The sequence below is a fragment of the Sphingobacterium nematocida genome (genome assembly GCF_900168125.1).
Lineage (GTDB): Bacteria > Bacteroidota > Bacteroidia > Sphingobacteriales > Sphingobacteriaceae > Sphingobacterium > Sphingobacterium nematocida.
The window spans coordinates 130,876-146,490 of record NZ_FUZF01000005.1 but is presented as its reverse complement, the minus strand read 5'-3'; the positions used below and the strand labels follow the sequence as shown (position 1 = coordinate 146,490).

Genomic DNA, 15,615 nt, shown 5'->3' with positions numbered 1-15,615 from the left:
TTTTAATTATATCCCGGATTCTGATCCGCAGAAGGTAATCTTCTCATCTCCGAACGCGGTATCGGCACCCAATTCAGTCTTTTGTTCACTTCTCTTGTCAAGAATGATGATGTCCCTGGGATCACACGTCTATAATATGCCTCCTTGGTCGCTCCATCCGGATTCATTCCCATAATAGGTTCACGCTCAGTTTCCTCATACATTCCCCAACGACGCACATCGTAGAAACGTCTATTTTCCCACAAAAACTCCACCATACGCTCACGTACAAGCTCTTTTTGAACAGTCCCTGCCGAAGTCAATTGATTAGGGGACAATCCCGGTAGCCCTGCACGGTAACGTACCTGGTTGAATGCTTTCTTAATCTCTTCCACATCTCTTGACATCGTATATTCTCTCTCTCCCATCTTGACCGTATGACTACCGTTCAGATTGTTCAATGCCTCTGCGTAAGACAATAAGATTTCCGCATACCGTATAATAGGATAGAATTTAGGAAGTGTACGAGCTCCTGTACCAGTTTTTGCATCATACGAATGAACCCATTTCTTGATAATATATCCAGTAATCGGATAGTTAGGTGAGCTTGCGGATACGCCACCACGTCCATCAAGGTCCTGAAAATAATACTTCGCGGTATGATTCTGCAATGCCACATCAGACGTTGACAACGCCTGCCATACAGCTTCGTTAAAACCAACAGAGGCATAAAACCGCATTTCGCGATTCGCGTACATTTTATACACACCAGCATTAAGTGGATATCCAGAGAAAGTTTTAGATTGCTCCGTAAATAGGTCATTAAATGTCCCTCCTGCAGGTAGATCGGCTACTGTTTCAAAATAAGTGTCGCCACGAGCTTCCTGTATGCTACGCCCGTCTTCCATCAGATAAGCATCCACTACTTTCTGTGTCACACAGAAACGTCCCCATCCGCCCAGTGTAGGTGGGAAAGCCCCCTGATTGATATCCGTGTTGATATAAGGCGAACTCACTCCCCAGATAAACTCCGGATTGATCGCCGCAACAGACTCACCGGTAAATATATCCGAATAGGATTTAAATGCATCTATTCCCAAAGCACCATTAGGATATGATCCATAGAAATTTGGATCCGAAGTTACACCAGAAGGCAACTGAGCGGTCAGGTTGTCTGCCGGAACAGTATATAACTGATACTTTCCCATATCCATAACACGTTTCGCTGCCGCCGCTGCCACGGCCCACCGACTCTCATCATACTGCTGTGATACATAATGCACCCCATCAGTCTTACGCGTCCAGCTTCCAAAGTAAGAGCGCGCAGCATTACCTCCATTATACAAAGGGCTAGCATGTATCAAACGTAAGCGAGCGATCATAGCAAAAGCAGCACCTCGAGTAGGTCGTCCAAAATTCAAAAGACCGACATCAGGAGGCATTAGCGTACCCGCTTTCTCAAATTCTGCACAGGTATACTCCATGGCCTCATCATAGGTAGATCTCGGACGGTCGTAGTATTCCATACTTTCATTGGTATTGACTACCTCATCGCCCAATAAAATAGGAGGGCCATAATCCACTAAGATATTGTAATAAGCATAAGCCCTGATAAAACGGGTATATCCCTCTATCCGAAGCCTATCTGTCGAAGTAATATCCTTTGGTTTTTGCAGATTCTGTAAGATTAGATTACACTTACGGATTATTTTGTAATAATTGCCCCATTGGTTAAGCCCACCAAATTTATCGGGAGTGATATTCCCTGTTGCAAAATCCATCCCATAATAGATATTGGTGGTTCCAGCTCCCGTCAAACCGTTAAAACCCTCATCTGTAGCCATCGGACCCGGTGTATAGTTGCCTCTTATCGTTCTTGATTCGTCTGGAAACATAGCTGCGGCTCCCCACATATAAGCTTCTATATTTCGCGCATTACTAAAAGCGGAGTCTATATTAAATTCATCATCGAAATAATTATCGATATTCAGGTAATCCTTACAGGATGTCACCAGAAAAAACAGTTGAATAATAAAGGCCGCTGTCGCTATTCTCTTTATGATTATTGACGTCTTCATATCGTTGATCTATATCTAATCGTATTAAAAATTAACATATACCTGCACCGAATAAGTGGATGGTATTGGATATTTACGTCCATTCCAGGCAGCCTGTTCAGGATCAAATATTTTGACATTATCCCAGATGTACAGGTTATTTCCTACAAACTGTAGATCCATAGATTTAACCCCTACGCGTTTAAGAAAATTAGGGTTAACCCGATAATTAACCGTTAATTCCTGCAGTCTTATGTAGCGCGAATCATCCTTCCAGAATGTAGACAACTGGGTATTATTTTCATTGTTACCGTATTGCAAACGAGGGAAACGGGCATCCGGATTTTCTGCTAGAGACAGGTCCATTCCTTCCTGCAATGCGTACTCGCGAGGTATCCAGCGGTTGGCAGGATCATTGGCCAAAGTAATTACGTTCCCCTCACTACCATTATAGAACGGCATATATCCCTTTCCATTGATCTCTGTTACATTCTTATACGTTTTAGGCATTCCTACGTAGTAAAAAGGTGTACTACCTGTTCCCTTAAACAAGACTCCTACCGATAGATTCTTGTAGCGAAACTCTCCGCCAAATCCGAACATCGTTAATGGATAATCGTTGTGGGTCAACGGCACTTTATCCAACGTATTGATTACCCCATCGCCGTTTACATCTTTATATTTAATATCACCGGGCAATACTGTTCCAAAAGTTTGTTTCGGACTATACTTGACATCTTCTTCATCCTTAAACAAACCGAGAGCCTGATAACCACGGATAGAACCGTAAGGGTATCCGTTGTACTCTAGGTATGAATACTCCATATAAGGCTGCTCCCAGTTCTGCACCATATTCTTAGAGTAGGTAAAATTACCACGCACCGTAAATCCCATATCCTGATTTATCTGCATATTGTAACTAACATTACCATCCGCTCCAGCGCTCCACATCCGTCCAACATTAGCCCAAGGGTTGGAAATAACCCCTACATATTCAGGCACCTGTACACGTGGCTGGAATATACCGTTACGCTGATCTTTAAAGAAGTCTACAACAAAGTCAATCTTGTTATTGAACAATTTACCTTCAATTCCCAGATTTGACTTAATCGATCTTTCCCAAGCTAGGTTATCAGCTCCAATACGGGTTTCGGTTATCGTTTCCACAGCTCCCGCTCCCCATACATTACTGAAATACTGGTCTGCTTTCGTCAGGTACGGGAACCGGACACCGTCAATAATACGGTCATTACCTACTGTACCATAAGAAGCTCTGATCTTAAAATAATCCAACCAAGGCGCTTTCTCCTGTACATACTTATAACCCGTCGGCACCCAACCTAAAGCTACCGAGGGAAAGAAACCATATTGACGTCCAGGCTGAAAGTTTTCTGAGCCTGTATACCCAAAGTTGACATCCAATAAATAAGTATCTCTAAATCCATAAGTCAAACGGCTGGATACCCCTTGATAGCGTTCTGGAATAGCCGTAAGATTATTTGTTGCATATTTAGTGTCTTTGGAATCACTCATATAATAATACAGCAATGCTGACGTGCGGTGATCTTCTCCAAATTTCTGATCGTAGTTAATGGTAGTTTCGAAATGGTATTTACGAAACTGTCTTAATGCTTTACCGTAGATCGCTGAACGTTCCTGCACGGTTTCCTTCATAATAAGCGACCCATCATAATTACGCCCCATCGCCTGATAAAGAGCTGGTTGTACCCAGCGGCGCTCCTCAAAGTTACTATGAATATCATAAGCCCCCTGCATGCGGAATTTAAGGCCATCTAATATGCTAGTAAGATCTTGATCTAAAGCTAGCGTGGTCTTACCTTTGTACCACTCCTCCGAAGCACGGCCTGTGCGATTGATCAATACATAAGGAGATGAAAGCTCCCCTCCACCTGCCGCAGGAAACAAACCGTTAGAATATCTTGTAGGAACTGACAGTGGCGTCAGACTAGATTGTGCCCCCCATATATAATCCGTATTCGAGATCCCCGGCTGCAATAGTCTAGATAAATACCCGTCAGATCCAAGATATACTTTGGTCGTTTTAGTTAGGTTCAAATCCAAGTTTACGCGATAATTATAGGTATTGAATCCTACATTAGAACTATAAGGGCTGTTTTTATCTACTTTATAGGCAGCCGTTTCACTCTTTCCACCGAGACTCAAGAAATAACGTGCTATTTCCGATCCACCACGCCCTGAGGCATAGTAACTCTGACGCCAGAAGCTATTGTTCAAGATCTCCTTCTGCCAATCGACATTAGGGTACATATCCGGGTCCAACCCATGCTCAATAATCCCCAATTCAGTAGGATTGTATACCGAAGATTCTCCTCGGGAGAAAGCTGCTTCATTAGCTAGTTTTGCATAGTCATAAGCACCTAGGTATTTAGGCAACCTATTAAGTCTAGACAGTGTAGAGTTAACCCGAGCAGTAATCTGTATACGGTCTACCGTTCCTCTTTTGGTGGTTATTAAAACCACCCCATTCGCACCACGCACACCATATACTGCCGTAGCCGACGCATCCTTCAAAATAGAGAAACTCTCCACATCTGCTGGATCAATCGTATTCAAGTCACCTTCCAATCCGTCGATTAGCACCAAAGCGCTACTATTAGCTCCAAATGTACCGATGCCACGTATCCAGAAATCGGCGATATTAGCACCTGGCTCTCCGGACGTCTGCATCGAGATCACTCCCGCAGCGCGCCCCCCCAAGAGATTAGACATCGATGGAGCGGGACTCTGCAACTGCTTGACGTCTACCGTGGTGATGGCTCCGACCGAACTGATTTTCCGTTGCGTAGCCCCCAGACCGACAACTACTACCTCTTCCACATCAAGACTTTTGTCCGCAAGCTTAATACTCAAATTAGCTTCAGACTTTGTAACGAGGTGCTCTATCGATTCGTAACCTACATAACTGAATACCAACATATCGCCATATATCGCTTTAATGCTGAATTTTCCGTTCTGATCGGTAGATGCTGCTCCTGCCGGTCTATCCTTTATGTATATAGAAACACTTTGTACAGGTACATTTTTTTCATTGACAACAGTACCTGTAATTATCAATTCTTCTGTTTGTTGTGCAGATACCCCCGTAAACCACAGACACAGCGGTAATATGCACAAAATGTAAATAATCCTCATGATATAGAATTAGGTTAATTATTCAATAACTAGTTTGCGAATTCGTGAGTTACCATAGTCAGCAATATAGATTTCTCCCTGTTGATTAACTGCTACTCCCCAGGGCTCATTGAACATAGACTCCAACGGACCACCATCTCTATAACCTTTGACCTTAGGCTGACCTGCTACAGTCGTAACGATTCCGTCGGCTGATACCATTCGGATACATTGATTGCCCGAATCTGCTATGAACATGTTACCAGCATTATCAAACTTAATATCCTTTGGATAGTTGAATATCGCATCTTCGATCGGTCCATCCCGATGGTCGCTACCACCTGTACCGTTCACACGACGGAATCCTTTACCGATATGCTCCGGACGCAGATCCAGTACCATAAGTCCCTGACGGTATTCTATCGGACTGGCATTCGAGTGGAGTGTCATCCACAGCTCCCATGGTTTGGCCGGATTTATCCCTTGTCCATACTGCGATCCGTAAGGCCATGTTGATCCAGCAGCTTTCGACCCCTTACTGACCAATGTCGCCTCATAAGTATCTGGATGTATCTTAATGACACTTCCATCACGCGAGCGGCTGTAGAGATACCCATCATAAGGACTGAAAGTAATAAAGTTCATATATTGATCCCCATTGGGTATACCATGGGCCTGCGCAAATTTGGCATTACGCTGACGCGGATACCAACCTTCAATAGGATCGAACGAGAAAAATGTTTCAACAACAGACTCATGCGAGACCGTCATTACACCAGTAGCCCTATCTACCGTAATTCCATTCGCATACGGATAGGGTGCTGATTTAGCTTGATATAGTCCCGTAACCAGGTTTTCCTTCTCGCTGACACGTCCGACACCAAATACCGCATTATCTTTACCGTCGCGCCAGGTCATAAAGAGATTACCCTCTGCATCCAGTTCCAGGTATTTGGCACAAACGCGCGCCTGGTCAAGAGTACCCGCAATAAATTCTCGAGATCCCGTTCCTGTAACTGTAGTCACCTGTGCCTGTATATGATATGCGAATGTATTATCATATACGACAGAATCCTTACCAATTACTACCGATATCTTTGGATTATCTCCCGGCAAACGTGGAACGATGGCGTAAACACGACCTCCACTAGCTGAAACTACAGCTGCTTTGGCATTGTTAAAATAAACTTTGATTTTCTTAGGGTCAGAACCGAAATTCTCACCATTCAATAAAATTTTGTCTTTTGCCCCACCTTCTGCAGGGTAAAATGAGGTCAGCACAACCGGCTTGTTGGGATCGTGCTCGCTTTGCGTTGTTGCAGCATCTTCTTTACAAGAAGAAAAAAACAGTAACAATAACAAAGGAAGTGCTAATAGATTACGTTGTTTCATAACATATGATGGTTAATTGCGTTTATATTTGGTTCTCAACGAATAACCGAATATAAGTGAGAAAAACAAACAAAACAAATATTTCTAAAACAAAAAGAAACTAAACAAAAATTTAAAACTAAAAATTGAAACTAATAAAAACATAAAAACACAAGTTAATACCGGTTGACGGTTTGTCTTTTTGACGCTGCAAAACTAGACAACTGTAGCCCAAAAGCCTCAAAAAGCCTATTATGTTATTATTAATCTTGTATTAAATTAAGATCAAGTCCCAAATCAAGAAACCAAAAAAAAAGCATCTCTTAATTAAGTAGATGCTTTAAAAAAACAAAACGAAACAAAATAGCTTGTTACAATACGAAACACAGGCGAAAACTAGAGCGAAGTTGTTAAATCTTAGCTTTCCGCAAAACACAAGAAGCAATCCATGGAGAACAGATTGCTTCTTGCTGACTAGAAAAGGGTTCTATTTAAAACGATAAGCATAGCGGACACCCAAGGTCGTCTTAGCCGTACCGTTTGATCTCGGCACACCACCAGTCGTGGCGCTAAAAAATGGCTCCAACAGATGGTTACCACCCAATGACCATTGATAACCTACGCCTACAGTATGATAGAAGTAATCCGTCTTATTTGACTCCTGCACAGCAGTCTCTGTATCCCTAACCTCATAGTCTAAAAACGACCAACCAAGCCCTGCAGAAACAAAAAACTTGCTCATATAAAATCGAGCTCCAGCATTCACTGCTAACTGATTTTGTTTTATTTCCGAGGTATTCTCCGGAATATCAATTCCCAAATCTTCATAAATCAGTCTGAGCAGATCATCCTGGGTACTACGTGCGAAAGGGCTTTTATCGTAGCTCGCTCCCACCGTAAATCCCCAGCGCTTGAACGGGCGATATTCATAATACCCCCCAACACCATACACCACGGTTTCTGCATTGGACTCGTAGCCGATGTAAGGACCAATACCGATCTGTTGCATTTTACTTTCGGGATATTTTTGTCCAAAAGCGTTAAACGCCCATAAAAACGAGCAAATCGCAAAAAAGATAAATTTCATTGTTACTAATGGTTTGTATTTTATATTGCGCCGAATATACGGATTAATCCAATTTCTGCGTTTTTTTATAATCTTCATTACCAAGATCTATATAATAAATAGCAGCCCAGAACCAACAGCGAAAGTCCTATCAAAATGCCCCACTTGCTGTCCTTTATACTTCGGTAGTAGGTCTTCCATAGGTTATGTTGCTGCTGCACGACCGCCCCGGTATAATTGCTATCTATTATGGACGTCCAAACCTGCTTTTGCAGCTTATCTTCCCAAAACGATAGCAATCCCTGTTTTGCATAGATCCCACTATCTGGATGGTAATGAAATGCACTATCTGTACTAAAGCTCCAGTACCTCCCCGTGCTATCCATCCACCCAAAGGCTTCTGTGTATTTATGCTGCCAATGGGTATATGCCTGTTCTCTTTCATAAGATTGTTGTGTTGTTTTTTCTTTGACCGTGCGGCAAGAGGAGAAGGTGAAGAGGATGACAAGAGTGATGTGAGTGATGATTGTGCTATTTTTCATGGTTTATAAGGTTTACAGGGTTACGAAGTAACAGAGTTACAAGGTGAAGCATGGTGATGTATTTTTAGGGTAGACGCATTTGCAAATTCGCGAATCCGCCATTAATCATTAACAATTAATCACTAACCATTAATTTACCCAATCCGCAACTGCATACACCGTCCGTAGATGTCTCCGTCGCGATTCGACCCAGTTATTGCTGTTGCCTTCGATGGTGATCAGGTAATCCTTAGACAATTCTTTGACTAGACCTACGTGATTGATGCGCTTGGCCTTGACCCCGTAGATTCCGAATACATCCGCTGGCTGACATTGGTCTTTACGGATCAGTTTTACTTTCGAAAACAACGCAGGGCTCCATGGGTTACGTGGAACAGCGAATCCGGCTTGACCGTAGCACCAGGATACAAAGGCGGCACACCATTCATAGCCTTTGGAGAGGTTTGTATAGCGAAGGTATTCTTCCACTCGCAAGCCGTCATTATTGCCCGTAGCTTCGCGGATGCCTAGCTCTTTTGAAGCAATCGCTATTATTGACTGACGACTCTCAGCTAGAAGAGTTTTATTATTTCTAATCTTATTATTGTCTTCATCGCCAGACTGGCTCCTTCTTTCCCTTGATGGAAAGAAGCAAAGATCAAGACTGTTTACCCTATGTTCATCAAGGCTTCGTAAAGCTACACAGGCGGTTCCCAAGGTCTCCTGCCCTCCTATCCCCCTCTTAGACTGGGAATCCTGACCTAGTGCAAAATGTACAGAATTTCGATTTGTAGCTTTACGGCCTTTGACTCCATATGCTAAAAGGTCGTCCTTAATGGCAAGTTGCTTCACAGGAGACATTAATGTAGAGAGTAAGCAATTACTAGCAAATACCATACATTCCCTCAATTTATCGCCTACAAACCGAGCCTGCGAGCTCACCGGAGGTAAATTTTTGACAATAGCAAGTGGATGCACTTCCTTTGTGTCAAAAGTTTTGCTGCGCACAGCACTTCGTGGTTTAAGCGATGAGTTTAGCTTCGCTGAGCTCCACTTCGTTCCGGTTTTTGCATACTTTTTTGCGGAAAAAAAGTATGTCCTCGTCATGGAAAATGACAACTGTGGCTTGCGCGAGAATAAAGAATTATTAAAGCCAGTTTCAATGAAGTCCTTAGATGTCTCCACTACGGTCGACATGACGTAGCTAGGAGTAACAACATCGGGCCTTAAAACACCACTTCCATTACCTTTACCACTGCATACAACAGTAAAAAGAACACCGAAAAATAAAGAATACATTGTTGCCATGATGATAGTTGATTAAAGTGATGACCAAATTGCTTACGAAACGATTTAAAAGGGTGCCATAGCAGCTCCTGCAGCCAAATGCTGATATATACGGCGAGCCAGCCGACCAGCAGTCCGAATACCGCAACGGTGAGCACTCCGAAATCCAATACACCGATTGCCGGATCGAACAGCTGTAATACAACCGAGACTATTAGCCAGCCGATGATCAGAAATAGAAATCCAAAGAAGAGTTTTTCTTTTGTAGTAAGTTCCTCCCGCCAGCCCTGGGCTAGCCATGAAGGATTGATTGTTGTTGTCATATTATAGAGTGATGATCCCGAAAATCGGGACAAGAGTTATGGAGGTTATGAGAGTGAGAAAGGGCTCGAAGGCCCTTTCCTTTTGATGACCAAAAATTAATTACAAAGCCTAACCTTGATATTCTCCAAAGTCTCTGGTCTCGGTGACTACCTTATTGGGTTTGTCGACCATAGTGACACGGTACTTACTGTCCAAGAAGTCTGGATTCTGCACTGTAGCGGTGTAGACCCACTCGCTATCCGACCTGTCTTTCAGTACAGCGGCAGCAGATTCTAGAACATCACCCTGACTATCCAAAATCTCTACGCTTAACGATCGTAGCACCATGACATCCTTTACATGAAAACTGATCTTATCACCGACCTCTCCCTCATAGGCTCTGTCGTCTACGCGGCGTATTTCAGGATCGGTAAAATAATCTTTGAACGCGACGTTGTAAGCCGATTGATTGACGTTAGCTTTTCTCTTGTACTCTGCTTTCAGATCGTCGTCCAACATGACACTCTTTGCATACTGGGTGGCATCGTAAAACTTATACTGTACAGCAACCTGCTTTGCCGTCATTACCCTATCTGTGGGTATGCGCGGGGTCTTCGAAATAATTGTTTGATCACCTCGTTGACGAAACACGAGGTTCCTTCCGATTCTTCCTGATGCGCCCTGCATCACGATGTTGTCTCTTGATTTTGCCATTTCTTTGTTTATTTGACATTAAAAAATCTGTTCGTTGTCAAGCTATACGGGGCGCCTTCCGTCGAGCATAACGATACAAAGATTCGCCCTATTTTTCATAAAACAATGACCTTCAGACAGCTGCGAATGATTATGAAGGAATATGAATGATTATGAACGATTATGAACAGCTACTAGTTGGTTCTTAGTTCATTATTAGTTGTTTCCTAGTTCAACCCTAGTCTTAGGCTAGTTATAGGCTAGTCGAACCTTAGTTCGAGCAATAATCTGTAGCAAGCAAAATACAGTTTCTACCGAGACTAATAGAAACTGTATTTTTTACCTATTATGAATTGGTATTGTCCGTTTTTGAAATAACTTCATAACGCCTTATGACCTCCAATACCTCATACTTTAGGTAATAGGGCTTTTTATCCACATCATAGGTTTTGAATAGCTTTTTCATTGTAGCAAATTTGGTATCCCCCACCTTAAGTATATGCTTAAGTTCCAAAGCATCGATAAGTTGTTCATTCAGGTCAATAGGCGGATCAATACTTGCCTCCAGCAGCTCCAACATACGTACAGCGGTATCCAATAGTTGGTCAAAGCGAGCGTATATGGGTATAGCGGTCGTCTTGAGTATACATGCCATGCACGAACATGTAGGTTCGTCCTTAACTACCGGATTTGTATCTTTATCTATTGCAGGCGAAACTACCTGCGCACAGGTGCTATGACCACAATTATTGTTATGCAGTGTTTCATTTTTTGTTTCCATGTTCGCAAACTTTGAATATCTGCAGCATGCGGGGTCCGAAGACTCCAAATAGAATTTTTCAAAAAAGTAATTAAAAAACTTTACGGCTCAGTACCGTCTTGTCCAATTTTTCCCTATGTAGAATCTGTTGTGCTATATTTTCTTGGAAGGTAGATGTCATTTTCAGCATATCAGCCAACTCAAACAGCGACTTTTCGATACCATCCATAAAATGGTTATACGTATTACTCGACCACAATGAATCTATCGAATGCCCTACGTTTGCAACAAGATGAATCAAATTTACCCTTGCTCCTTTCTGATAACTTACCAGCCAAACCAATTGCTCTTTTGTAAATAGATCTTTCATTTTTTTGGACACAAAGATACATTGTCCACTCCGCAGGTAAAGGTAGATCCCTTTTCTACTGGAGATGACCAACAGGATATCCATTAAAATGACATCAGACAGCCCGTTGATAGTAGCAGGTGTAATGTTACTGTCCTCTCCCTCTTTATACGTATCAACCTCAGGTAGCTTCAGCACCTCTTCTACTTGTACCAGTAAACGAAGATTATCGTTGTTTTCTGCGGCGGCAATCAGCACCTGTTCCGAGTCATTCCTGTGCATTATTCTATCCATAATTTTCGCTACAGCAAATTGATGAAGCCAGTAACCAAGGCTGTACTTGGGCCTGAACCATACCGATATTGCATACAAAAAAAATGTGATCAAAAAGAAAAACAGGCCGCTCTTCAGGTAGCCTGTAGATATCAACGTTTCATCTTTTTCACTCAATGCATAATCCAATAAAACAAGATTGAATGTCGTAACTATGAATAGCGCTATAAAAATATATTGAACTATTTTCCGCCAGCCTGGTGTTGGTTTATCTATCGCTGTATATCTCTTTTTGAACAGGTAATAAACAAGCTCAATGACTAATAAATAACACGACACTAGCACTAATGTCGGCTTATAAAGGGTAAAAAACTTTTCAGAAGCAATGATTTCCTGGAAAAGAAAAAACTTCTTATTGGCCGTGATGAGGTAAGCAATCGTAGGAATACATAATAGGTACTTCAGGATTAAAATGAATACAATCATAGTAGGTTCTTTCTGTTAACAAAAGGAGAAGCAACTTAAAAAAGTGACTATCCACTTTATACAATACTAAATTGTACAATAAAAAAATAATAAGCAAATATTTTTAGTGAAAATAAATATTATCTCCATCCCACCAAATACCGAAGTTATCCACAATTTGGTAGAAAGGCCCTAAAACCGAGATCGATCCTCTTCCAAAGAGTTTAAATAAACTTCCTTTGCAATACATCAAAAACTTAAATAATATGAAGCAACCATTAAATGGCCCTGGAGCGGCCACCGTACAACAGCAGGAGCTAAACCAAAACGCTGCCGATCTTGCACGATCAATGACCTATCTACAGTCGGACTTTTCGGGCTGGATGGATGAGCGCTTTGAGCTCAGCCTGAGGCAAAAAGAGCAGATTGCCAATTTACCGACCAGCTTCAAGTCTACTATGACGGAAGCCATTGCCCAAGAACTATTAGCCGGGCATACTGTGGCTTTTGCTAAAGAAGAACCGAACAAGCCAGAACAAGAAGACAAGGATGTTTTACTTTCTAGAAGCCAAGCAAAGTCGTACAGCTTTGAATCGGGCGATCTTAGAGAATCTACAGGGTTACAGATCATAATCCGGTACCGGTAGCCCTTTAATCTATTGTGCTATCTACGGTTCTGCTTCGCAGCATGGGCAGGGCCGTAGTTTTAAAAAAAGCAGTTAGCTATGAAACGCGAGAAGTATATTGAACTAAATGATTATCTAAGCCGCATACAGGGCGATTGGGAAGTCCGATATCCGGGACTGGAAAGACATCTCCAGTTGGAACAGCTATGTAGCCATGAGTGGCTGCACTACGAGCCAGGCTGCAGTTATCTCGTGCTAGAGGGGGTACTGGGCAAATACAAGAAAAAATCTCCTCAGCGCTATGTCATACGCGCAGAACCTATACTAACAGCGCTAGAGCCCAGTCCTACACGTTTTAAAGCCCTGAGCGACGCCTTGCTGTACAAGATAGACCAGCAGAGCCTGTATGAACTGCATTGGGTCTATACCGACATGATACAGCTCAATCACCGCATTTGGCTCGACCATCATAAATACCTGGAATACCGTACCAACCTACTCGAACAACCCAAGGGCGAAAGACTCGATATATTCCGTAAAGACTATCAAGCGGTCATCCCGTTGATCACGCGCAAGGAGCTGGCGCAATACCTCAGTATTAGTGAGGAATATCTCCGCCAACTCTTCTAAGTACAAAACCCAATTAATTGGGATACGAAACCCAAGTATTACCAAAAGACCACTACTAATTTTGATGTATTAGATTAGAACAATAAATGACAGCAGTAGCGACATATCATCCATTGGGTACAGCACAAGCAGGCAGACACAGCGTCTTGCGGATAGACTCCGCAGCTATAGGCCATCCCTTATGGGAGCAGACCTACCCTATGCGCTATCTAGGTGGTAGAGATCGAAGCTACTGCTACCTGTCGCTATTCAAACGGATACGGCGTAGATTCGCGGTATACCCGTGAGGCGGTAAGAAATTAACGAGATGACCAATAAGGAGTCCTGACGTCGTCTTTAGAAAAGTCCTCGGGAGAGGCAAAGAAAGGGCCTATGACTGATCAGAAAAATTGGACGCAATGAGATCGGTTATAACTGTAAGATCTTGAGTTAATACGCAGTGGATACGGATCAGTTAAAACGAATTATGATAGTTAATTAAAATCATACAATTATGGCATGGTTTAATTTTACAGGCTCGGATCCAGCAAATCCGAATCACTATACATTAGCGACTTCAACTCCCAATTGTGGCAGTACAGAGGAAAAACTTTGTGCAATCAATGCAACAAATAATGGAAGCGACAAACCAGTTTTGGATATCCCTATTTTATCCGAAATGGCGAGAGCTTTACAGAACGAGGTGAACGAACCTAATGTACAGTTGAAGGCGCGTTAATCCCGAGAGATTACGTTCAAAAAGTTGATTCCTAGGGCAGATCAACTAAAATAAGCATTGCTAAACTTTAGAAAGGGCATGGATAATCTCCATGCCCTTGTCGTTTATCTACTAACGAGACGTTCTTATAGCTATAACTCCTCGATTACAAGTACTTCTACCTCCTCCATTCCATATTCCGCTTTTATCCCATAGGCGGCCAATTGTTTATTTAGCTCCTCCAATGTTCTATAAGGGTGGATCTCCATCTTTACATCCGATTTGACATTATCGACAACAGGTGGAAAAACCTCACTTAGATCCGTAAACCCTGCAAATACAGCAGAGCCCATATAAACCATGGCTTCCCGCCCCTTAGGAGCAATATACGTCTTGATTGCAGTAGGGTTAAGTTGGAGAACACGCATACGCTTCATCCCCTTATAAACTTTAACACCAAAGAATGTCTCAAAATCCTTTAATACGCTAAGTGCCTGTAATGAATCTGGGCGGACTATACTATCGTATCGCTCGTAACATATCTTATTCGCTATATCCCAATAGGGATCATTAGCAAAGTTGTAATATCGGGTAGAATCCTTCACTTTCCAGACCACCCTGTCCATACGAGGGATATAAAGAGAGTGTTGCAGTCTCGCTTTTGCACCCAGCGCTTTCAATGCTGCAAAAATAGACGCATTGTACAGCGAACTCTTTATCAGGCCTGATACGCTATCCTTTTCAAAAGTCCAACCCCGATATGGCACTCCGTCTTGATAGCCCATGACTGTAACTCCGAGATGCTTTTTACTATCTGATAGATCCCGCGAACCAAAGTCATCCTTCAGAGGTAATACGATACTGCCCTCTTTATAAAGTTTTTCGATATTTGCAGCAGTGACAAAGTTCGTCGTTGTAATCGCCTGCACTTTACCCCGATAAAGGAGTACAGCATGCGGTACCGAGTGATGCGGAAACAAACTTTTGAGGTAGCTGTCTGCATAGATTACCGGTAGGTTAACCTTATGCTCTTTAAGGTATTCATTTTTATGAAAGAGCTTTTCCAAGGTACTCCTATCCTGCCAACCGACCATAATAACCTCAAATATATCGGAATATTGATTCTGCAACTGCTGAAGCTTAGGCATAGACTCAATACAGCTCCCACAGGACGTGCTAAAGAAATCAAGCAAAACTATCTTGTCTTTGAGTTTCTTCCAATCTACTTTCTTGAGATTTCCACGCATCAGTTGTACGTTAGACGGCGGCGTGAATACGTCCCCGACGTATAGCCGCTTCGTTAAATCAATTCCATTCTTCTGTTGTGCATGTATATATCCAGTTCCTAGAACTAGACCTATAATCATCAATAATAAACCTCTCAT

The 15,615-nt window shown here is 42.4% G+C and carries 15 protein-coding genes; 4 read left to right on the top strand and 11 right to left on the bottom strand.

Going from position 1 to position 15,615, the window contains the following annotated elements; all coding sequences use genetic code 11:
• Nucleotides 1–2: 2 nt before the first annotated feature.
• From B5X76_RS08340 to B5X76_RS08295, 10 genes are all read right to left on the bottom strand, one after another.
• Nucleotides 3–2,057, bottom strand: a complete 2,055-nt coding sequence (locus tag B5X76_RS08340) for a RagB/SusD family nutrient uptake outer membrane protein (protein ID WP_079642651.1) — start codon at nucleotides 2,055–2,057, stop codon at nucleotides 3–5.
• Between the two features lie 24 nt (nucleotides 2,058–2,081).
• Nucleotides 2,082–5,210 carry a SusC/RagA family TonB-linked outer membrane protein gene (locus tag B5X76_RS08335; protein ID WP_079642650.1) on the bottom strand — a complete coding sequence of 1,043 codons (3,129 nt, stop codon included), beginning with the start codon at nucleotides 5,208–5,210 and terminating at the stop codon, nucleotides 2,082–2,084.
• 18 nt (nucleotides 5,211–5,228) lie between these two features.
• Nucleotides 5,229–6,581 carry an IPT/TIG domain-containing protein gene (locus B5X76_RS08330; protein ID WP_079642649.1) on the bottom strand — a complete coding sequence of 451 codons (1,353 nt, stop codon included), beginning with the start codon at nucleotides 6,579–6,581 and terminating at the stop codon, nucleotides 5,229–5,231.
• 466 nt (nucleotides 6,582–7,047) lie between these two features.
• A complete protein-coding gene (locus B5X76_RS08325; protein WP_176141019.1) occupies nucleotides 7,048–7,647 on the bottom strand; it encodes an autotransporter domain-containing protein in 600 nt (199 codons plus the stop codon).
• A gap of 77 nt (nucleotides 7,648–7,724) precedes the next feature.
• Nucleotides 7,725–8,168: a hypothetical protein gene (locus B5X76_RS08320; RefSeq protein ID WP_079642647.1), complete on the bottom strand. Its 444-nt coding sequence runs from the start codon at nucleotides 8,166–8,168 to the stop codon at nucleotides 7,725–7,727.
• A gap of 129 nt (nucleotides 8,169–8,297) precedes the next feature.
• Nucleotides 8,298–9,455, bottom strand: a complete 1,158-nt coding sequence (locus B5X76_RS22240; RefSeq protein WP_245801007.1) for a C40 family peptidase — start codon at nucleotides 9,453–9,455, stop codon at nucleotides 8,298–8,300.
• Nucleotides 9,374–9,757 (bottom strand): hypothetical protein, encoded by a 384-nt coding sequence (locus tag B5X76_RS08310; protein ID WP_079642646.1) that lies wholly within the window; start codon nucleotides 9,755–9,757, stop codon nucleotides 9,374–9,376. The genes B5X76_RS22240 and B5X76_RS08310 overlap by 82 nt, the downstream gene beginning before the upstream one ends.
• A 109-nt stretch (nucleotides 9,758–9,866) precedes the next feature.
• Nucleotides 9,867–10,451, bottom strand: a complete 585-nt coding sequence (locus B5X76_RS08305) for a hypothetical protein (protein WP_079642645.1) — start codon at nucleotides 10,449–10,451, stop codon at nucleotides 9,867–9,869.
• A gap of 325 nt (nucleotides 10,452–10,776) precedes the next feature.
• Nucleotides 10,777–11,211 carry a hypothetical protein gene (locus B5X76_RS08300; RefSeq protein WP_079642644.1) on the bottom strand — a complete coding sequence of 145 codons (435 nt, stop codon included), beginning with the start codon at nucleotides 11,209–11,211 and terminating at the stop codon, nucleotides 10,777–10,779.
• A gap of 70 nt (nucleotides 11,212–11,281) precedes the next feature.
• Nucleotides 11,282–12,298 carry a hypothetical protein gene (locus B5X76_RS08295; protein ID WP_079642643.1) on the bottom strand — a complete coding sequence of 339 codons (1,017 nt, stop codon included), beginning with the start codon at nucleotides 12,296–12,298 and terminating at the stop codon, nucleotides 11,282–11,284.
• Nucleotides 12,299–12,543: 245 nt separating this feature from the next.
• On the opposite strand from B5X76_RS08295, the gene B5X76_RS08290 reads away from it, so the two are divergent.
• The 4 genes from B5X76_RS08290 to B5X76_RS08280 all read left to right on the top strand — a co-directional run bounded on the left by B5X76_RS08290 (nucleotide 12,544) and on the right by B5X76_RS08280 (nucleotide 14,251).
• On the top strand, nucleotides 12,544–12,924 hold the full coding sequence (locus B5X76_RS08290; RefSeq protein WP_079642642.1) for a hypothetical protein: 381 nt from the start codon (nucleotides 12,544–12,546) through the stop codon (nucleotides 12,922–12,924).
• A 78-nt stretch (nucleotides 12,925–13,002) separates the two neighbouring features.
• Nucleotides 13,003–13,533, top strand: a complete 531-nt coding sequence (locus B5X76_RS08285) for a cyclic nucleotide-binding domain-containing protein (RefSeq protein WP_079642641.1) — start codon at nucleotides 13,003–13,005, stop codon at nucleotides 13,531–13,533.
• Nucleotides 13,534–13,619: 86 nt separating this feature from the next.
• The gene (locus B5X76_RS21650; RefSeq protein WP_139375241.1) at nucleotides 13,620–13,820 is read left to right on the top strand and encodes a hypothetical protein; all 201 of its coding nucleotides are present in this window, start codon (nucleotides 13,620–13,622) and stop codon (nucleotides 13,818–13,820) included.
• Nucleotides 13,821–14,026: 206 nt separating this feature from the next.
• Entirely contained in the window at nucleotides 14,027–14,251 is a 225-nt protein-coding gene (locus B5X76_RS08280; protein ID WP_079642640.1) for a hypothetical protein, read from the top strand.
• A gap of 131 nt (nucleotides 14,252–14,382) precedes the next feature.
• On the opposite strand, the gene B5X76_RS08275 is transcribed toward B5X76_RS08280, so the two are convergent.
• Complete coding sequence (locus tag B5X76_RS08275) at nucleotides 14,383–15,615, bottom strand: TlpA family protein disulfide reductase (RefSeq protein ID WP_079642639.1); 1,233 nt, start codon at nucleotides 15,613–15,615, stop codon at nucleotides 14,383–14,385.